This is a genomic window from Bradyrhizobium sp. AZCC 1610, assembly GCF_036924515.1.
In the GTDB taxonomy this organism is placed as follows: domain Bacteria; phylum Pseudomonadota; class Alphaproteobacteria; order Rhizobiales; family Xanthobacteraceae; genus Bradyrhizobium.
On record NZ_JAZHRR010000001.1, the window covers coordinates 5,894,149 to 5,912,161 of the forward strand.

General features: G+C 62.6%; 19 protein-coding genes and 1 pseudogene. 5 read left to right on the plus strand and 15 right to left on the minus strand.

Annotated elements, in window-relative coordinates:
* Nucleotides 1-121 precede the first annotated feature (121 nt).
* From V1279_RS29005 to V1279_RS29065, 13 genes and pseudogenes are all read right to left on the minus strand, one after another.
* Entirely contained in the window at nucleotides 122-406 is a 285-nt protein-coding gene (locus tag V1279_RS29005; protein ID WP_334443003.1) for a cupin domain-containing protein, read from the minus strand.
* A gap of 15 nt (nucleotides 407-421) precedes the next feature.
* Nucleotides 422-1,519 carry a calcium:proton antiporter gene (locus V1279_RS29010; protein ID WP_334443006.1) on the minus strand — a complete coding sequence of 366 codons (1,098 nt, stop codon included), beginning with the start codon at nucleotides 1,517-1,519 and terminating at the stop codon, nucleotides 422-424.
* Between the two features lie 54 nt (nucleotides 1,520-1,573).
* Nucleotides 1,574-2,380, minus strand: coding sequence for an alpha/beta hydrolase (locus V1279_RS29015; protein WP_334443009.1), 807 nt, complete (start codon nucleotides 2,378-2,380; stop codon nucleotides 1,574-1,576).
* Nucleotides 2,381-2,398: 18 nt separating this feature from the next.
* Nucleotides 2,399-3,796, minus strand: a complete 1,398-nt coding sequence (locus tag V1279_RS29020; RefSeq protein WP_334443011.1) for an NAD(P)(+) transhydrogenase (Re/Si-specific) subunit beta — start codon at nucleotides 3,794-3,796, stop codon at nucleotides 2,399-2,401.
* 43 nt (nucleotides 3,797-3,839) lie between these two features.
* On the minus strand, nucleotides 3,840-4,157 hold the full coding sequence (locus tag V1279_RS29025) for a proton-translocating transhydrogenase family protein (RefSeq protein ID WP_334443013.1): 318 nt from the start codon (nucleotides 4,155-4,157) through the stop codon (nucleotides 3,840-3,842).
* 11 nt (nucleotides 4,158-4,168) lie between these two features.
* Complete coding sequence (locus tag V1279_RS29030) at nucleotides 4,169-5,296, minus strand: Re/Si-specific NAD(P)(+) transhydrogenase subunit alpha (RefSeq protein ID WP_334443015.1); 1,128 nt, start codon at nucleotides 5,294-5,296, stop codon at nucleotides 4,169-4,171.
* 131 nt (nucleotides 5,297-5,427) lie between these two features.
* A complete protein-coding gene (locus tag V1279_RS29035; protein ID WP_065743146.1) occupies nucleotides 5,428-5,580 on the minus strand; it encodes an aa3-type cytochrome c oxidase subunit IV in 153 nt (50 codons plus the stop codon).
* A gap of 97 nt (nucleotides 5,581-5,677) precedes the next feature.
* A complete protein-coding gene (locus tag V1279_RS29040; RefSeq protein WP_334443018.1) occupies nucleotides 5,678-6,064 on the minus strand; it encodes a type II toxin-antitoxin system death-on-curing family toxin in 387 nt (128 codons plus the stop codon).
* Nucleotides 6,064-6,321, minus strand: a pseudogene (locus V1279_RS29045) (AbrB/MazE/SpoVT family DNA-binding domain-containing protein); the annotation flags it as partial. The gene V1279_RS29040 and the pseudogene V1279_RS29045, both read right to left, overlap by 1 nt.
* A gap of 184 nt (nucleotides 6,322-6,505) precedes the next feature.
* Nucleotides 6,506-7,093 (minus strand): dioxygenase family protein, encoded by a 588-nt coding sequence (locus V1279_RS29050; RefSeq protein ID WP_334443020.1) that lies wholly within the window; start codon nucleotides 7,091-7,093, stop codon nucleotides 6,506-6,508.
* Nucleotides 7,094-7,186: 93 nt separating this feature from the next.
* The gene (locus V1279_RS29055; RefSeq protein WP_334443022.1) at nucleotides 7,187-9,049 is read right to left on the minus strand and encodes a M3 family oligoendopeptidase; all 1,863 of its coding nucleotides are present in this window, start codon (nucleotides 9,047-9,049) and stop codon (nucleotides 7,187-7,189) included.
* Between the two features lie 44 nt (nucleotides 9,050-9,093).
* Nucleotides 9,094-9,537, minus strand: a complete 444-nt coding sequence (locus V1279_RS29060) for a hypothetical protein (RefSeq protein ID WP_334443024.1) — start codon at nucleotides 9,535-9,537, stop codon at nucleotides 9,094-9,096.
* Entirely contained in the window at nucleotides 9,534-9,866 is a 333-nt protein-coding gene (locus V1279_RS29065) for a helix-turn-helix domain-containing protein (protein WP_334443026.1), read from the minus strand. Before V1279_RS29065 ends, V1279_RS29060 begins: the two co-directional genes overlap by 4 nt.
* Before the next feature lie 78 nt (nucleotides 9,867-9,944).
* Between V1279_RS29065 and V1279_RS29070 the strand changes: the two genes are divergently transcribed.
* From V1279_RS29070 to V1279_RS29090, 5 genes are all read left to right on the plus strand, one after another.
* Nucleotides 9,945-10,286 (plus strand): hypothetical protein, encoded by a 342-nt coding sequence (locus V1279_RS29070; RefSeq protein ID WP_334443028.1) that lies wholly within the window; start codon nucleotides 9,945-9,947, stop codon nucleotides 10,284-10,286.
* Between the two features lie 119 nt (nucleotides 10,287-10,405).
* On the plus strand, nucleotides 10,406-11,050 hold the full coding sequence (locus tag V1279_RS29075) for a TerC family protein (protein ID WP_334443030.1): 645 nt from the start codon (nucleotides 10,406-10,408) through the stop codon (nucleotides 11,048-11,050).
* Nucleotides 11,051-11,151: 101 nt separating this feature from the next.
* The gene (locus V1279_RS29080) at nucleotides 11,152-12,651 is read left to right on the plus strand and encodes a sigma-54-dependent transcriptional regulator (protein WP_334443032.1); all 1,500 of its coding nucleotides are present in this window, start codon (nucleotides 11,152-11,154) and stop codon (nucleotides 12,649-12,651) included.
* 366 nt (nucleotides 12,652-13,017) lie between these two features.
* Nucleotides 13,018-15,153 carry a L,D-transpeptidase family protein gene (locus V1279_RS29085; protein ID WP_334443034.1) on the plus strand — a complete coding sequence of 712 codons (2,136 nt, stop codon included), beginning with the start codon at nucleotides 13,018-13,020 and terminating at the stop codon, nucleotides 15,151-15,153.
* A gap of 251 nt (nucleotides 15,154-15,404) precedes the next feature.
* Nucleotides 15,405-17,012, plus strand: a complete 1,608-nt coding sequence (locus tag V1279_RS29090; RefSeq protein ID WP_442894834.1) for a DUF882 domain-containing protein — start codon at nucleotides 15,405-15,407, stop codon at nucleotides 17,010-17,012.
* Nucleotides 17,013-17,143: 131 nt separating this feature from the next.
* Here V1279_RS29090 and V1279_RS29095 read toward each other — a convergent pair whose 3' ends face one another.
* Nucleotides 17,144-17,419, minus strand: coding sequence for a DUF2312 domain-containing protein (locus V1279_RS29095; protein ID WP_334443040.1), 276 nt, complete (start codon nucleotides 17,417-17,419; stop codon nucleotides 17,144-17,146).
* Between the two features lie 256 nt (nucleotides 17,420-17,675).
* A complete protein-coding gene (locus tag V1279_RS29100) occupies nucleotides 17,676-17,978 on the minus strand; it encodes a DUF1244 domain-containing protein (RefSeq protein ID WP_334443042.1) in 303 nt (100 codons plus the stop codon).
* Nucleotides 17,979-18,013: the final 35 nt, after the last annotated feature.

The following is an 18,013-nucleotide window of genomic DNA, read 5'->3' on the forward strand; positions in this document are numbered from 1 at the left end:
AGTTCCCGTGCAGGTCGAGGCGACACCGCTTGGGTCGAGCCGGAAATCCAGGTTTCGTTTCCAGGAAGTTAATGCGCCCGCCGCTGCCGCCCGGCACCCAGGCCACGGCTCCGGGCGGAGGTCAGGGCTTCAGTTCGACCTCCAGGAACACGATCTCGGCTGCCGTCTCGTTGAGCACGTCGTGCTGGACGCCGGCTTTCCGGAAATAGGATTTGCCGGCCCCGAGCTGCGCCTTGGTGCGTTCGCCGTTCGGCGCGACGATGGTCATCTCGCCCGAGGTCACCGGCACGATTACGTAGTCCATCTCGTGGGTGTGATCGCCGGTAGCGCTGCCCGGCGCCAGCCGCCATTCGGTGACGCGGACTTCTGATGTGTCGACCTGAACGTCGGATTTGGCGGCAAGCATTTCATTCTTCTCCGATTACGGCACGAACACCATAAACACGAACACGGCAAACACCACCATGTGCACCAGCCCGAACAGGATGTTGGTGCGGCCGGTGCCGAAGGTGAGAATGCTCAGGAAGAACGTGAGCAGTAGCAACACCATGCCCTGACCGTTGAGCCCGAGCACGAGTTCCTTGTCGAGCGCGTAGGTGGCCAGGCCGACGGCGGGAATAGTCAGCCCAATGGTCGCCAGCGATGATCCGAGCGCGAGATTGATGCTCTTCTGCAGATCGTTGTTGCGCGCGGCTGCAATAGCGGTGACTCCCTCCGGCAGCAGGATGAGGACCGCGACCAGTACGCCGGCGAACGCAGGTGGGGCGCCGATCATCGCGGTCACGACATCGACCACCAGGGAAAATTTCTTCGCCAGAAGCACCACGGCAAGCAGGGAGATAAGCAGCAGCGCGATGCTGAGCGCCAGCATCCGGTTCGACAGGGATGAGGTTGCGATGGCAGCACCGTCGCCTCCCTTGATGAAATAGTCACTGTGCCGGATCGTCTGGGTATAGAGGAACACGCCGTAGAGCATGAGCGTGACGAGGTCCACAAAGCCAAGCTGCGCCGCCGAATAGATCGGTCCCGGTGCCGTCAGCGTATAATTGGGCATGATCAGCGTTATGGTCGACAGCACGAACAGCACGCTGAGATAAAGGTTGGCGCCGGAGACCTGGAAATCCTGCTCGCGGTAGCGCAGGCCCCCGATGAAGATACACAGGCCCACAAGGCCGTTGCACACGATCATCACCACCGCAAAAACGGTATCGCGCGCCAACGCCGGTTGCGGCTTGTCGCCGAGCATGATGGTCGCAATCAGCGCGACCTCGATGATGGTGACCGCAAGCGTCAACAGCAGCGTGCCGTAGGGTTCGCCGATTCGCTCGGCGATCACCTCGGCATGATGCACGGCCGCGAACACGGTGCCGAACAGGATCGCCAGCAGCACGGCCGCGAACAAAAGCCCGCCGGGCGACGGCGTGAAGCTGAGCCCGAGGCCGGTGGCCACGGCGAACAGTAGCAGCGCCAGTGCCGGGAATATCCAGGCCGATTTCGGCATTGGTCCGTGTTCGCTCATGCGATCAACTCCTCGAAAGTTCGTAGACGGCCGAGGCACCCATCAAAGCGGCCATCACCCCCTTGCAAGGTTGATGAAATTTCGTGCGATTTCAATCGCGCCGAAATTGTCCAGATCGTTGTGACCGCCCCTCGCAAGGCGGACAAACCGTTTCGGTTCGTTCGCCAGCGCAAACAGCCGTTCGCCAAACGCAACGGGTATCGTGACATCGAGCGCGCCATGCATGACGAGCAGCGGGACCTTGATCCTCGCGATGCGCTTGTCGGAATGGAACTGATCCCGCATCAAAAAGCGGACCGGTGCGAACCAGAACGCCGAGGCGGCCACGTCCACGATGGAGGTATAGGCGGATTCCAGGATCAGCTTTCCGATCGGCTGTTCAGCCGCCAGCGCAACTGCGACGCCGGTGCCGAGGGAGAATCCCCATGCGACGATCCTGTCCGCGCGGTATCGCGCGACGGTGAAGGCATAGGCCGCCGCAGCATCCTGCAGCAATCCCTGCTCGCTTGGTTGCCCGCTCGATCCGGCATAGCCGCGATAGGACAGCGCGACGATCCCCGTCCCGTCGGCGATCAGGTCGCGAAAGCGACCGAAGAAGCCGGCGAGATAATCGCCATTGCCGTGGAAATAAAGCACGACCGGACGGCCCGGCCTGGCCGGAACATGCCAGAGGATGACGCGCTCGCCGTCAGCCGTGGTCAGGACATGCTCTTCGGCTTCCGGAAAGCCAGCCGCTAGCGGCGTTGTGCGCGCGGTGGTCGGCACCGGAAACAGGACGGCGCGCTGCGCGAAGAACAACGCGAGCAGTGCGCAGACATAACCGGCCGAAACGACGATCAGCAGCCATTTCAGGGTGGTCATGAATTTCCTGCGAGCGCGTTACATCCCCTTGACGATGTTCTCGGTGACCTTCTTGGCGTCGCCGAGCAGCATCATGGTGTTGTCGCGATAGAACAGCGGATTGTCGATACCGGCATAGCCCGAGGCCAGCGAGCGTTTGATGAACATCACGGTGCCGGCCTTCCAGACCTGCAACACCGGCATGCCGTAGATCGGCGAGGTTTTGTCTTCTTCCGCAGCCGGGTTAGTGACGTCATTGGCGCCGATCACGAAGGCGATGTCGGCCTGCGCGAATTCGGAGTTGATGTCCTCGAGCTCGAACACCTCGTCATAGGGTACGTTGGCTTCCGCGAGCAGCACGTTCATGTGGCCGGGCATGCGGCCGGCGACCGGGTGAATGGCGTACTTCACCTCGACGCCTTCCTTCTTCAGGAGGTCGCCCATTTCGCGCAGCGCATGCTGGGCCTGCGCCACCGCCATGCCATAGCCCGGCACGATGATCACCTTCTGCGCGTTCTTCATGATAAAGGCCGCGTCGTCGGCCGAACCGAGCTTGGCGGGCTTCTGCTCACCGCCACCACCGCCGGCCGCGGCGGTTTCGCCACCGAAGCCGCCGAGGATGACCGAGATGAAGGAACGGTTCATCGCGTGGCACATGATGTAGGACAGGATCGCGCCCGAGGAGCCGACCAGTGCGCCGGTGATGATCAGCGCGGAATTGCCGAGCGTGAAGCCGATGCCGGCCGCGGCCCAACCCGAATAGGAGTTAAGCATCGAGATCACGACCGGCATGTCGGCGCCGCCGATCGGGATGATCATGAGCACGCCGAGCACCAGCGCGATGATGGTGATCAGCCAGAAGTCGAGCGCGCTGCCGGAGCGCACCAGACCGAAAATGAAGAACACCAGCGCCAGCGCCAGCACGATGTTGATGATGTGGCGGCCGGGCAGGATGATCGGCGCGCCGCTCATGCGCGCGGAAAGCTTCAGGAACGCGATCACCGAGCCGGTGAAGGTCAGCGCACCGATGGCGACGCCGAGCGACATTTCGACGAGGCTGGATGCGTGAATGGCGCCGGGCTTGCCGATGTCGAATGCCTCGGGCGCATAGAACGCGCCGGCGGCGACCAGCACCGCGGCCATGCCGACCAGCGAGTGGAAGGCCGCGACCAGTTCCGGCATCGAGGTCATTGGCACCCGCCGCGCGATCACCGCGCCGACGCCGCCGCCGATGGCTATGCCGAGAATGACCAGCAGCCAGGCGACACCATCCGCCGGCGGATGACTGGCGAGCGTGGTCGCGACTGCGATGCCCATGCCGATCATGCCGAACAGGTTGCCCTGGCGGGACGATGCCGGGCTCGACAGCCCGCGCAGCGACAGGATGAACAGCACACCCGCCACGAGATACAGAACTGCTGCCAGATTGGCGTTCATCTCAGGTCCCCATTTGCCTTTGTCACCACGAGGTGCACGCCGTTCACTTCACCTTCTTCTTGTACATCGCCAGCATGCGCTGGGTGACAAGGAAGCCGCCGAAAATGTTCACGCAGGCGAAGATCAGCGCGATGAAGCCGAAGCCCCGCGCCCAGCCGCTGCCGCTTGAGATCATTGGAACGCCGACCGCGAGCAGCGCGCCGACCACGATCACCGAGGAGATCGCATTCGTCACCGACATCAGCGGCGTATGCAGAGCCGGCGTTACCGACCAGACCACGAAGTAGCCGACGAAGACGGCGAGGACGAAAATCGATAGCCTGAATACGAAGGGATCGACGACTTGAGCGATGTGCTCCATGGCTTCTCTCCTCAGGCTTTCGGCTGGAAGTTCGGATGGACGACGGCGCCGTCCCTGGTCAACGCGGTGGCTTTCACCAGCTCGTCGTCCCAATTGACCGCGAGCGCCTTGTTCGGCTTGTCGACCATCGTCTCGATGAAGTTGAATAAGTTGCGGGCATAAAGGCTGGAGGCCGACTGCGCGACGCGGCCGGCGACGTTGGTGTAGCCGACGATCTTGATGCCATCGACATCGACGACTTCGCCCGCCTTCGCTCCCTCGACATTGCCGCCGCGCTCGATGGCGAGGTCGACCAGCACCGAGCCCGGTTTCATCGATTTCACCATGTCGGCGCTGACGAGCTTTGGCGCCGGCCGGCCCGGGATCAGGGCCGTCGTGATGACGATGTCCTGTTTCTTGACGTGCTCGGCGGTCAGAGCAGCCTGCTTGGCCTGATACTCTTTCGACATTTCCTTGGCGTAGCCGCCGGCGGTCTGGGCGTTCTTGAATTCCTCGTCCTCGACCGCGAGGAACTTTGCGCCGAGCGACTCGACCTGTTCCTTGGTGGCCGGCCGCACGTCGGTGGCGGTGACCACGGCCCCTAACCGGCGCGCAGTCGCGATCGCCTGCAGGCCGGCAACGCCGACGCCCATCACGAACACTTTCGCTGCCGGAACGGTGCCGGCCGCGGTCATCATCATCGGGAACGCACGGCCAAAGGATTCGGCCGCCTCGATCACCGCGCGATAGCCGGCGAGGTTCGCTTGGCTAGACAGCACGTCCATGACTTGTGCGCGCGTAATGCGCGGCATCAATTCCATTGCAAACGCCGAGACGCCGGCATCTGCGATCGTCTTCAACGCCGCTTCGTTGCCGTAGGGGTCCATGATCGCGATGACCAGTGCGCCGCGCTTGTATTGCGAAAGCTCGGAGGCCTCCGGCCGTTTCACCTTGATGATAATGTCGGCGTCCTTCAGCGCGTCCGCGCTGACGGTGGCGCCGACCGCGGTGAATTCGGAATCCGGCAGACCCGACTTGATGCCCGCACCCGGCTCGATCGCGACTTCGGCGCCGATTGCCCTATATTTCTTCACGGTGTCCGGGGAAGCGGCAACCCGCGGTTCGGACGGATCGATTTCCTTGGCAACGGCAATCTTCATGGGGCCCCCTGGCGCGGCAGGCGCGCGCAAGCAAACTAGCGTCTTTTTCGCTTAGTTGGATACCGGTTTCGCAACCGGCATGCGTGCAAATGTTGGCCACCGCCGGCGTGGGCGGTGCAGGCAGCGACGCGTCAGGTCAGGAAATAGCCCATCAGGGCGACAATGATTACGACGGCGACGGTGCCGTATTTGACCAGCATGATGAACCCTTCATAGGTCTGCTCATGGGCCGCATAGTCGTTGCCGTCAGCAGTCGTGTAGGCCACTTCGTTATGGTCAGCCATCGGAATCCCCAATCAAAATCCGCGTTTCTCGCGTGCAATTACCGCAAAGCGTTTGGCAGGGCAACGGCCAACGCGCCGCACTTCCCTGCCTATCGGGTCATTCGGAAGGCCAATTATCGCGGATCCAGCGGGTCATGCTTTCCTCGCTGACCTCGCCTGCGGCGAGGGAGAGGATGATGGACGTGGCGTGCGCCGGTTCGGGCGCAAAGGGTATGTCGTTGCCGCGCAAGAAAACCATCATGGCGTGGAACGCGATGCGCTTGTTGCCATCCACAAACGCATGGTTGCGGGCCAGACCGAAGGCATAGGCTGCGGCAAGTGCAGCCATATCCGCCCGTCCGTCATTCCATCGGTTGGCTGATCGCAAAACCGCCAACTCGAGAAGGCCACGATGCCGAATGCCTTCCAGTCCACCGAATATTGCCAGTTGCTCGGCATGCATATCGATGACTTCATCGATATCGAGCCAAATTGGCTCACCCATTTTGCAAGCGCTGCAAACGTATCACGATATTCGTGCATGACCTGGCGGGCGATTTCCATGGTCCGCGCATGCTTGGGGTTGAACGGCGAAAGCCGCAGACTGCCATCCGGTTGCTCGACCGGATAGAACTTGTCCCCCTCCTTGAGATTGAGCCGGGCAAGAAGCTCCTTCGGCAGGATCACACCAACCGAATTGCCGATCTTCCGAATTTGAAGGGCGGTGTTCTCCAGCTTGTAATCGCGAGAGGCCTCTTCCATGCCGCGAGGGGCCTTGTTCATGGCAACAACTCCGTTATACGATATGTATAACACGCCTCTTCGGCCTGTTCGACAAATGTATTACATTACGTCCCTCCGTCCGCCGGATCCCTTTCAGCAGGATTTCCAGGCCGGCCTCGAATGTCGCCTGGAAATGCGAACCCCCGCTTCGCTTGAAAACGCCCTATCCGAGCACGAAGTCGAAACGCCCGGCCAGCCATCCCGCGTTCTTGGCCGTGCGCATCAGCAATTCCTTGCGAAACAGGCCGTCGGAACGGTTCAGGGATTCGCCGGGGAAGTAGAGCTGGGTGGTCAGCAATCGGCCGCCGCGCGGCTGTACCTTCACATGGATATGGCGCGTACGGCCGACATAGGCGCCGGGCACCATGGTGCGCAATCGATAGCGCCCTTCCGCATCAGCGAACTGATGGCCGCGCAGGCGGAAACCGGAATTGTCGTAGCGGCCCTTGTCGTCGGCTTGCCAGAAATCCAGCAAAGCTCCGGCAATAGGTTTGCAGGCGCGGGAGAGTACGAAGCCAACCAGTTCGATCGGCTGCCCCGCCATGCCTTCTTCGAGCAGTTCGATCCGCTCGGGCGACGACGGCTTGAAAAATGGCCCTTCGGTTTGCGGCAATGTTGCCGCCTCGCCATCGTGGCATTCCGGCGTCGGAGCAAGCGGGGCCTGAGCCATGCTGCCATCGACCACAAGCAGCGAACCGGCTGCGAAGACTCCCGCTCCAAGTACAGCGCGCCGCGTCGGGGTGTCGATCATGGGGCACTCCCCTCCTGTCGTCACCGTCATTATGCGGCTGAAATTGTGGCCGCGCCCATCACAAATCCGTTTCGTGGCCGCGGGGCGCCCCCGTTAGCTCATCGTCTCCAATTCGTCGATCATGCCTGATATGACCGACAGCCCGCCGTCCCAGAATTTGGGATCCTTGGCATCGAGCCCGAACGGCTTGAGCAGTTCGGAATAATGCTTGGTTCCGCCGGCTGCGAGCATGGCGAGATAGCGCTCCGCAAAACCTTCGGAGGCGTTCTCATAGACCGCGTAGAGCGAGTTCACCAGGCAATCGCCGAACGCATAGGCGTAAACGTAGAACGGCGAATGGATGAAATGCGGAATGTACATCCAGAAATTCTCGTAGCCCGGGCGGATGTCGATGGCCGGCCCGAGGCTTTCACCTTGCACGCTGAGCCAGATCTGCCCGATGCGTTCGGCAGTCAACTCGCCGTTCTTGCGCTCGGTATGAATGGCGCGCTCGAACGAATAGAACGCGATCTGCCGCACCACGGTGTTGATCATGTCCTCGACCTTGCCGGCGAGCAGCGCCTGCCGCTGCTTGGCGTTCTTGGTCTGCGACAATAGCCGTTTGAAGGTCAGCATTTCGCCGAACACGCTCGCGGTCTCCGCAAGCGTCAGCGGCGTCGGTGCCATCAGCGCTCCATTTTTGGCCGCCAGCACCTGATGCACGCCATGGCCGAGTTCATGCGCCAGCGTCATCACGTCGCGCGGCTTGCCCTGATAGTTCATCAGCACATAGGGATGCGCCGAGGGCGTGGTCGGGTGCGAGAACGCGCCCGGCGCCTTGCCCGGCCGCACCGGCGCATCGATCCAGCGATCGGTAAAGAAACGTTCCGCGATCGCGGCCATCTCAACCGAGAAGCCGCGATACGCCGTCAGCACCATCTTCTGCGCCTCCGGCCAGGCGATCGTGCCGGTCGCCGCAAACGGCAGCGGTGCATTGCGGTCCCAATGCGCGAGCTTTTTCTTTTTGAACCAGCCGGCCTTCAGATTGTAATAGCGGTGCGAGAGCCGCGGATAGGCTGATCGAACCGAGCCGACCAGGGCATCGACGACCTCGCGCTCGACGCGGTTGTTCAGGTGGCGCGAATCCGCAACATCCTGAAAGCCGCGCCAGCGATCGGAAATCTCCTTGTCCTTGGCGAGCGTGTTGGTGATGAGCGCAAAGGTCCGCTCATTGTCCTTGAAGGTCTTGGCCAGCGCCTGCCCCGCAGCCTTGCGCTTTTCCGGCGCGCGGTCCTGCAGCAGATTGAGCGTCGGCTCGATCGCGAGTTCCTTGGCCCCGACCTTGAAGCGCAGGCCGGAGATGGTTTGGTCGAACAGCCGATTCCAGGCGGCATAGCCGCTCTGGGATTTTTCGTGAAACAACTGCTCGACGCGATCTTCGAGCTGATACGGCTTGTCCTTGCGCAGATCCTCGATCCACGGCCGGTAATGGGCGAGCTCGGGCGCCTGCATCGCGCGCTCGATCACGGCATCGTCGATGCGGTTGAGTTCGAGCGCGAAGAACAGCAGATGCAGCGAGGCCGCCGTCAGCCGCTCGGAAACGTCGCCATAGAATTTTGAGATCACGGGATCGACGCTGTCGCCGGCATGAACGAGGCCGGCATAGGAGCCGAGCCGGCCGGCGAGATCGTCGATCGCCTCGTAGCGCCTGACCGCCTCGGCGAGCCAAAGGCCGCCGTCGTCGCGGGCAACGCCTTCCGCCAGCCTGCCCTTGTAGTCCGTCTCAAACGCAACGCAGTCGGCATCCATCTTTTGCAGATCGCGGGCGATCTCGGACGCGGCGATACCGGAATAGAGATCGGCGAGGTTCCATTCCGGCAGTTTGCCGGTTTTGGATTTAGCTGCGGTCACCTTGCTGCTGGTGGCGGGCTTGCGGGACGACTTGCCGGCTCGGGAGGTCGCAGATTTTGCGCTCATGACACTTTCAAAATTGGGAGGTGATCAGGAAATCGGCGGGGAGATCAGGCGAAAGCCACGAGTTGCGGTACAAACTGGACGACCAGCTCTTCGCCCTCAACGAGCCACGACTCAAGCCTGTCGTCGGTCGCACTGCGAATCGCACACCATAACGTGATCACGCGGACCATGAGCCACGATGTCGATGGGACGGCGGCCCTGGCGTGCAGCGCCACAAGATCGAGGTTGCGATGCTCGAACAGCAGGCGGCCGAATCCGTCTTCCAGGATGTAGCGGCCGCCGATTCGGGAAACGCACAATTCGCAAGCCTGATCCGGTAGCGGGCCCAGCAGATAAAATTGGACGTCGCCCTTTTCCGTCGTGCCGGTTTCCCATTCGCGTCCGGTCCCCGGCGCAGTCGCCGCGCTCAGCGCCGCCAGGATGGTGCTCAGTTCCCTTTCGCTCCATTCGACGGTGTTCTGTTTGCGCTCGAACGCCACGACGCTCATTTGCTTTCCGCTCCGAACAGCAGCCGGTGCAATTCCGGCTCGTAGTACATTAACAAATGCTTAGCGAAGGCTGCCGGTTCAATACCCAGTTCGTTGGCCCATGCCCCCATGATTTCAGTTGGAACTCTGCTGAAGCCGTTCTCGACCTGTGAGATGAAAGTATAATACTTCAGGCCAAGACGTGCAGCGAGATCCGCCTGCGACAATTCGGCATCCGCCCTGCGCTGCTTCAGCCAATCCCCGGCCAGTTTCCGCAATTGCTTTGCCTCCGGCGCCGGCTTGGCCGGCAACCGTACAGCAGGAACGTCTTGATGTTTTACTCGTTTCATGATTACTAAACTAGCCAAACTGAATACCAGGATCGGTGAAGTTCCCTACCACAATCTCAGTTCGCGAATAAGAATCAGATGGCATTTTTGGATCGCAGTCAGATTGTCCGAACGACCGACCGAGCACCTTCCGCTCGTGGCAAGGAGCTGTTTGCCGGCATCCTGATCGTGGCGCTGATCGCCGCCCTCGGAATCCGGAATGTGGTGCCGGCGGATGCGCTGGCGCCCGCGATCGTCACCCTGCTGTTTGCGGTTGCCGCTGTGACGGCTGGCTTCGCGCTGCTCTGCCGGCGCGACCGATTCCGCATCATGTGGTTCGACCTCGCCGGAAGCCTGACGTTCATCGGCATCGTCCTCTCCGTTCTGATCGAGCCGGACCAGATGGTCAGGCTCCTCACCCTCACGGATCACCCTGAGTAACGGGAAAGCATTTTCCGCAGTCTGACTGCGTCTTTTGTCTACGCGCGTCCAAGCCCGGGCCCCTCTGGCAGTTCAAGCGAACTGCGATGTCGGATTGGACCATCAACGGAGTGGCCCGCATGCTGGAACTAATCTCCTCGGAACACCTGACAGCGCTTTTCCAGGTCATCATGATCGACCTGGTGCTCGCCGGCGACAATGCGATCGTCATCGGGCTTGCAGCCGCAGGCCTCCCCGAGGGTCAGCGCAAGAAGGCGATTGTGATCGGCATATTGGCCGCCACGGCGCTGCGGATCGGCTTCGCCTCCGTGACGGTCCAGTTGCTGCAGATCATCGGGCTGTTGCTCGCCGGCGGCATTCTCCTGCTTTGGGTGTGCTGGAAGATGTGGCGCGAGCTGCGTACGTCGCATCATCATGAACCGAAAGTGCAGAGTCTCTCAGCCGCAAGCACGATCGAAGGCTCCGCCCCGGTCGGCCATCAAAAGACGCTTGGCCAGGCCGTCTGGCAGATCACGCTTGCCGACGTGTCGATGTCGCTCGACAACGTGCTCGCCGTCGCGGGCGCTGCGCGCGAGCATCCGATGATTCTGATATTCGGCTTGGCGCTTTCCATCGCGCTGATGGGGCTCGCTGCCAACTTCATCGCGCGCCTCCTGGAGAAGCACCGCTGGATCGCCTATGTCGGCCTCGCGATCATCCTCTATGTGGCCGTCGACATGTGCTATCGCGGCGCGCTGGAGGTGTGGCCCCACCTCAACGTCTAGCTGCTCCTCAACTTCGCCGTTCTCAACGATTAAGGGTGCGTTAATCGGCATCGGCGAAAGTGCCCCGATTCGATACATTTCAGTAGCGTGCGGGGAGAGCCATGGCTGCCACCATTTTGATTGCCGATGACGACGCGGTGCAGCGCCGTTTGGTTGAAAACATGGTGCAGAAGTGCGGCTATGAGCCCCTCGTCGTCGACAGCGGCGATGCAGCCGTGGCCTTGCTGACCGCCCCGGATGCGCCAGCGATCGATGCGGTCGTGCTCGACCTCGTGATGCCTGGCCTCGACGGGCTCGGCGTGCTGGCAAAAATGCGTGACGCAGGTGTGAGCGTTCCCGTCATCGTGCAGACCGCCCATGGCGGCATCGACAACGTGGTTTCGGCGATGCGCGCCGGCGCGCAGGATTTCGTGGTCAAGCCGGTCGGTTTCGAACGACTGCAAGTGTCGCTGCGCAACGCGCTCAACACTTCTGCGCTCAAGGGCGAACTGCAGCGTATCCGCCATAGCCGCGAAGGCCGGCTGACTTTTGCCGACATCATCACCCGCAGCGAAACCATGGCAGCCGTGCTACGCACCGCGCAGAAGGCGGCCGCCTCAAGCATTCCGGTGCTGATCGAGGGCGAGTCCGGCGTCGGCAAGGAATTGTTCGCCCGCGCCATCCACGGCTCCAGCGAACGCAAGTCGAAACCCTTCGTCGCGGTCAATTGCGGCGCCATCCCCGACAATCTCGTGGAATCGATCCTGTTCGGTCATGAGAAGGGCGCCTTCACCGGCGCCACCGAACGCCATATGGGCAAATTCGTCGAAGCTTCCGGCGGCACGCTGTTTCTCGACGAGGTCGGCGAGTTGCCGCTGGCAGCACAAGTAAAGCTGCTGCGCGCGCTGCAGGAAGGTACCGTCGAGGCGGTCGGCGGCCGCAAGCCGGTGAAGGTCGACGTCCGCATCATTTCCGCGACCAACCGCAAACTGCTCGACCTCGTGAAGAGCGGCGCGTTCCGCGAGGACCTGTTCTACCGGCTGCACGTGCTGCCGCTGACCATCCCACCGCTGCGGATGCGGCGCGAAGACATCCCGCATCTGTTGCGCCACTTCCTGGCGCGCTTTGCCGCCGAGGAAAACCGTACCATCACCGGCATCAGCGGAGAGGCCGTGGCCCATCTCGCGCAGCTCGACTGGCCCGGCAACATCCGCCAGCTCGAGAACACGGTGTATCGCGCCGTCGTCATGAGCGAGAGCGACCAGCTCGGCCTGTCTGATTTCCCGCAGACCATCGGCTTGGCCGTGCCGGACGGCCAGCTGGCGCACAGCGAACCGTTGGTCGTCGCGCCGTCGACGGCGCCCGCTATGGTTTCGGGTAGTGAAATACCGATCGCCCCGCTCGCCAATGCCGGCAGCCTTGCGATGCTGACCGCCGCAGGCGAAGTGCGGCCGCTCGAAGACATGGAAAACGAGATCATCCGTTTTGCGATCTCGCATTATCGCGGCCAAATGTCGGAAGTCGCGCGCCGGCTCAAGATCGGCCGCTCGACGCTCTACCGCAAACTCGATGAAGCTGCCGCCAACGACCCGGCCGAAGGCGGCGCGCAGGACGCTAATTGAGACGCGAACTGAGCGGACGGCCCGCCAAGCGATTATGGCGCCGGCGCGGCAAAGATCGTGGCAAACCAACGACATCGACCGTTCGGAAGCTTTTGAACCGTGGCTTGGCGGTGACAGACAAATGGCGGGGAGCGTGGCAAAACCGCACGACCCGAGTGCAAACGGGTAGTTTGAGGTCAGTTTGTCGTGAGTGTCCCGCATGGCGCTGGCTGCATGAAAGGGGCACATGTATCGTCTGCGTTTGAACCGTGGCGTGCAGGCGAACGACTGAGAAACCGATCGAGCCGGCGCTTCCCGCGCAAGCCGTGACGAACGATACCTAACGACTGTTCCATGTCGGGGCAGTTCGCCCAAGGGGGTGTGACGATGCGTGACTGTTCGACGAATCGTGCGGGATTTGACCGCGTGCTGATGGCCGTCGCGGCAACTTTCCTCACGGTGTCAGCGACCTCAGCACTGGCGGCTCAGTCGACGACGCCGCGCGCCAGCGCCGCCGAGCTCGCGATCGACGCAGCAGTTCCCCGTCCCGAACCGGCCAACGTTCCGCCTCCGACCGTCGGCGACTTCAAGATGGACTCCACCGCCTCGGTGCCTGACGCATCCAAAGTAACTGACAAGCCGGCCGAGCCGGCCCCGGCCGCAAAGGCAGCCGAGCCAAAGCCGGCCGAGATCGTCACCACGCCTGCGGCCAACGATGCCGCAACTGCCGCGCCGCCGGCTGCGACGGCCACCGCGCCCGCGCCCCCGGCTGAACCCGCCAAGGAGCCGGTGAAGGTCAGCACCGTCGCACCGGCCGACCAGCCGGTCGCCGACCGCCTGCGCGACATGCTCGGCGCCAAGTCGCTGCGCTTCTTCGACCGCAAGAACGAGCGCGCCGCCGTCGAGAAGTTCTACTCCGCGCGCGACTACGCGCCGCAATGGACGCAAGCCGGCAAATTGACCGACAGCGGCAAGGGCGTGATCGCCCGTTTGAAGGACGCCGCCGCCGAGGGCCTCAATCCGACCGACTATCCGGCGCCGGATTTTGCGGCCGCCGCTTCGCCGGACCAGCTCGCCGAAGCCGAACTGAAACTGACCGCGAGCATGCTCGACTATGCGCGACAGGCCCAGAGCGGCCGGATGCACTGGTCGCAGGTTGCCGGCGACATCCAGTATCCCGAGCACCCGACCGATCCGGCGGAAGTGCTCGCCAACATTTCGACCGCCAAGGACGCGTCCGTCGCGCTCGACGGCTACAACCCGCCGCACAAGCCCTACAAGGAACTGAAGGCCAAGCTCGCCGAGCTGCGCGGCCAGGGCGACGGACCGATGATCCACATATCGGAAGGTCCCGCGCTGGCGTTCAAGGCCGCCACCAAGAAGCAGCCGGCGGTCACGCCGGAAGATCCGCGCGTGCCGCAACTGCGCGCCAAGCTCGGCATAACCGAAAACGCCGACGATACGAGATACGACGCCAAGGTCGCCGCAGCCGTGCGCAAATTCCAGGAAGGCGCCGATCTCAAGCCGACCGGCGTGCTTGACGACCGTACCGTCAAGGCCATCAACAGCCCGAAGCGCGACCGGCAGATCGACATCGTCCTCGTCAATCTGGAGCGCCTGCGCTGGCTGCCGCGCCAGCTCGGCGCGGCCTCGCTCGGCAACGCTTATGTCATTCTCAACGTTCCCGACTTCACGCTGAAGGTGATGCAGAACGGGGCCCCGGTCTGGACCACGCGCGTGGTGACCGGAAAGCCGGGCAAGCATGCGACGCCGATGCTGACGGAGACGATGAAGTTCATCACGGTCAACCCGACCTGGAACGTGCCGCCGTCGATCATCTACAACGAATATCTGCCGGCCCTGCAGCAGGATCCAACCGTGCTGGATCGCATGGGTCTGAGGCTCGAGCGTCGCCGCGACGGCAGCATCCACATTTCGCAGCCGCCGGGCGAGGCCAATGCGCTCGGCCGCATCCGTTTCAACTTCCCGAACAAGTTCCTGGTCTATCAGCACGACACGCCGGACAAGCACCTGTTCGCCAAGGAAGAGCGCGCGTTCAGCCATGGCTGCATGCGGGTGCAGAATCCCGACCAGTACGCCTCGACCCTGCTGAACATCGTGATGCCGAACGAGCGTTACTCGCCGGAAAAAATCCGCAGCATGTACGGCCGCAGCGAGATCGATCTGAAATTCCCGACGCCGATACCGGTCAACATCACCTACCAGACCGCGTTCGTGGATGACGCCGGCAAGCTGCAGATCCGCAAGGACATCTATGGCCGCGACGCCGGGATGATCGCCCTGCTCAAGAACGGCCGTAGCAAGGACCTGGAGGTCATGGTCTCCCATGCCCAGCCGAATTATTCGCGTCCCAGGGATGCTTTGCCGCCCGGCGTCAACTTCGCCAGCGACAACACCTTTTCTTCCGGACCCTCGTTCTTTGAGCGTCTGTTCGGCGGCCCATCGACAATGACGCCGCCCGCCCCGGTCGGCCGTCGGCCGCAACAGCGGTTCACCCGTTAGTCCGGCTCAGCAAGATTTCCGAACGAAATCAACGATCTCGTCACTCCGGCGAGATCGTTTACATTAACCATTATCCACCTCTAAATTGACCGGGCACTTTTTCGCCACAGTCGACGGGTTAGGTTAAGCCTAACTGGGGAGCGGGACGGTAAACTTCGGTTAACCCTCCCGCTTTAAGAAAGTATTCACCCTCTTTTGCCGGGGTCTGCAAAAGAACACCGTGAATACTCGTCGACTGGGTGGGCTCATACGTGCTGGCTGGTTTCGCGCGCCAATTCAATCCGCTTGTTCTGCCAAAGGCCGGATATCGGATCGGGCTGACTGCGCTATTGCTGCTCGCCGGCGCCGGCTCGGTGCATGATGCGACCGCATTGAACGAGACCCGCACCCTTTCTTTCCACCACACCCATTCCGGCGAAGACCTCACCGTCACCTTCAAGCGCGATGGGCGTTACGACGAAGAGGCGCTGAAGAAGCTCAATCATTTCCTCCGCGACTGGCGCAGCCAGGACCAGACCACGATGGATCGTCACCTCTTCGACATCCTCTGGGAAGTCTACCGCGACGTCGATGGCAGGAAACCGATCCAGATCATCTCTGCCTACCGCTCCCCCGCCACCAACTCCATGCTCCGCCGCCGCTCTTCAGGCGTGGCGCGCTTCAGCCAGCACACGCTCGGCCACGCCATGGACTTCTACATTCCGGACGTGCCGCTCGAGCAGATCCGTGCCGCTGGGCTCCGGTTGCAGCGTGGCGGCGTCGGCTTCTATCCGACCTCAGGCTCGCCGTTCGTCCATCTCGATACCGGCAGCGTCCGTCACTGGCCGCGCATGACCCACGATCAACTGGCAAGGGTATTCCCGGATGGACGCACCGTCCACCTGCCCTCCAATGGCGGTCCGCTGAAGGGCTATGAGCTTGCCCGCGCCGACATCGACCGCCGCGGCAATGGCAACGACGCCACAACCGTCGGGAAGATGCCGAACCTGTTCGCGGCCCTGTTCAGGGGCGGCAAGTCGACAGAAGAGGACGACGAGGGCGCCAGCACGCCGATCAAGAACGAGAAGCCCGCACCGGCCAGCATTGCAGCCGCGAAATCCGCCGATCCGGTGCCGACCCCGCGCGCAAAGCCGGTCGGCGCGACCATCCAGCTGGCCTCGGCCGACGCACAAATCGTATCGGCGCCCAAAGCCAAGCCTGAGGCGAAACAAACTGCGCAGGCTTCCGCCGACAAGGCCGAGCCCAAACCGCAGACGCCGGCCGATATCATCAATTCCCGCGGCTTCTGGGACGACGTGCCGTCCGCGGCTAACCAGGCCACCCCCGCCCAGATCGCGGCACTCCGGGCACGCCAGATGCTCGCCGCCACCACCGATCCGCAGCCGACCGCCAGCGTCACCGAAGCGTTCAACAAGGCGATGGCCTATGCGCCGGCCGCTTCTTCGCCGGTCGACCGCACGAATATCGTCGCGGCCTCCGCGCCGATCCCGCGTCCCACCCGTCCGGCGCGCAATGCCGGTGCCGCCGCGACCGAAATCAATACCGTGGTCGCCAAGGGAGCCCAGGGTCAGGACGCCGTGGTCGCGACCTCGACCCGTCTCGCCGCCGCCCAGGGCAACAGTATCTGGATGCGGGTGGTGATGCTGGCGCCGAGCGCAAGCAGTGCGATGTCGACGACGGTGCTTGGTGATACCGAGATGACCCAGATGCGCAGCCACTTCGTCAAGCCGAAGGCCGCGATCGCCATGACCTTCTCGGAAGATCCGATGATGGGCATGACCTGCGACCGCTTCACGGGATCGGCGACCGCGCAACTGCCGACGCAGTCGTTCGTGCTGCGCACCGCCGCGCTGCGCTAAGATTCACTGTCTCCGCACACTCGACCCGGCAGTAGCCCGGATGGAGCGTAGCGCAATCCGGGATCCCTCGGGCCGTGTTGTGCGATGACCCCGGATTTCGCTTCGCTCCATCCGGGCTACGCGCCAACGCCTCACAGCATCCCGAGCGCCTGCATGTAGGTCTCCAAAATGGTTTCCTGCTCGGCGCGCTCATTGGCGTCCTGCTTGCGCATCCGCACGATGGTGCGCAGCGCCTTGACGTCAAAGCCATTGCCCTTGGCTTCCGCATAGACATCGCGGATGTCTTCGGAGATCGTCTTCTTTTCTTCTTCCAGACGCTCGATGCGCTCGATGATGGCCTTGAGCTGGTCTTTTGCGAATTTTGTCGCGGGCTCGTCCTGGACGGCGGCAGCGGCGGAGGTGGCCATCGGGTACTCCTGAATGGAACTGAAGGTGAGACTGAAAGATCAAGCGCCGCACGCGTTACCGCACGGCGCTTTTTTCAGGATTGACCCTCAAGATCGGGGGGCCTTGCGTCAAGGAAACATCGCGCTCATCCACAGCGCTCCCACAGGAAGGTAAGGATACGTAGCCCCGATGGAGCGCAGCGCAATCCGGGAAACTTTCGCGCGGTGGGCACTGCCCCGGATTGCGCTGCGCTCCATCCGGGCTACGAAGCGAGGATCAATGCCCGGGATGAACCTTCTTCATCGCGGCCAACTGCTCCGGGGTGGCGGTGCCCTGATGTTGCGCTTTCCACTCCTCATAGGGCATGCCGTAGACCGCCTCGCGGCTCTCGTCCTTGCTGACGGCGACACCCTTGGCGTCGGCCTCTTCCTTCATCCAGTTGGACAGGCAGTTGCGGCAGAAGCCGGCCAGATTCATCAAATCGATGTTCTGGACGTCGGTACGGGCGCGCAGGTGGCTGACCAGGCGCCGGAAAACGGCGGCTTCCAGTTCCGTTCTGGTTTTGTCGTCGATCGTCATGGCCTTGGGTCCTGCGTCATAGGGAGCCGAGCATA

Bases quoted from the DNA above. Each gene is read 5' to 3' on its own strand.
- V1279_RS29005 (WP_334443003.1), bottom strand. From the start codon at position 406: ATGCTTGCCGCCAAATCCGACGTTCAGGTCGACACATCAGAAGTCCGC.
- V1279_RS29010 (WP_334443006.1), bottom strand. From the start codon at position 1,519: ATGAGCGAACACGGACCAATGCCGAAATCGGCCTGGATATTCCCGGCA.
- V1279_RS29015 (WP_334443009.1), bottom strand. From the start codon at position 2,380: ATGACCACCCTGAAATGGCTGCTGATCGTCGTTTCGGCCGGTTATGTC.
- V1279_RS29020 (WP_334443011.1), bottom strand. From the start codon at position 3,796: ATGAACGCCAATCTGGCAGCAGTTCTGTATCTCGTGGCGGGTGTGCTG.
- V1279_RS29025 (WP_334443013.1), bottom strand. From the start codon at position 4,157: ATGGAGCACATCGCTCAAGTCGTCGATCCCTTCGTATTCAGGCTATCG.
- V1279_RS29030 (WP_334443015.1), bottom strand. From the start codon at position 5,296: ATGAAGATTGCCGTTGCCAAGGAAATCGATCCGTCCGAACCGCGGGTT.
- V1279_RS29035 (WP_065743146.1), bottom strand. From the start codon at position 5,580: ATGGCTGACCATAACGAAGTGGCCTACACGACTGCTGACGGCAACGAC.
- V1279_RS29040 (WP_334443018.1), bottom strand. From the start codon at position 6,064: ATGGGTGAGCCAATTTGGCTCGATATCGATGAAGTCATCGATATGCAT.
- V1279_RS29050 (WP_334443020.1), bottom strand. From the start codon at position 7,093: ATGATCGACACCCCGACGCGGCGCGCTGTACTTGGAGCGGGAGTCTTC.
- V1279_RS29055 (WP_334443022.1), bottom strand. From the start codon at position 9,049: ATGAGCGCAAAATCTGCGACCTCCCGAGCCGGCAAGTCGTCCCGCAAG.
- V1279_RS29060 (WP_334443024.1), bottom strand. From the start codon at position 9,537: ATGAGCGTCGTGGCGTTCGAGCGCAAACAGAACACCGTCGAATGGAGC.
- V1279_RS29065 (WP_334443026.1), bottom strand. From the start codon at position 9,866: ATGAAACGAGTAAAACATCAAGACGTTCCTGCTGTACGGTTGCCGGCC.
- V1279_RS29070 (WP_334443028.1), top strand. From the start codon at position 9,945: ATGGCATTTTTGGATCGCAGTCAGATTGTCCGAACGACCGACCGAGCA.
- V1279_RS29075 (WP_334443030.1), top strand. From the start codon at position 10,406: ATGCTGGAACTAATCTCCTCGGAACACCTGACAGCGCTTTTCCAGGTC.
- V1279_RS29080 (WP_334443032.1), top strand. From the start codon at position 11,152: ATGGCTGCCACCATTTTGATTGCCGATGACGACGCGGTGCAGCGCCGT.
- V1279_RS29085 (WP_334443034.1), top strand. From the start codon at position 13,018: ATGCGTGACTGTTCGACGAATCGTGCGGGATTTGACCGCGTGCTGATG.
- V1279_RS29095 (WP_334443040.1), bottom strand. From the start codon at position 17,419: ATGGCCACCTCCGCCGCTGCCGCCGTCCAGGACGAGCCCGCGACAAAA.
- V1279_RS29100 (WP_334443042.1), bottom strand. From the start codon at position 17,978: ATGACGATCGACGACAAAACCAGAACGGAACTGGAAGCCGCCGTTTTC.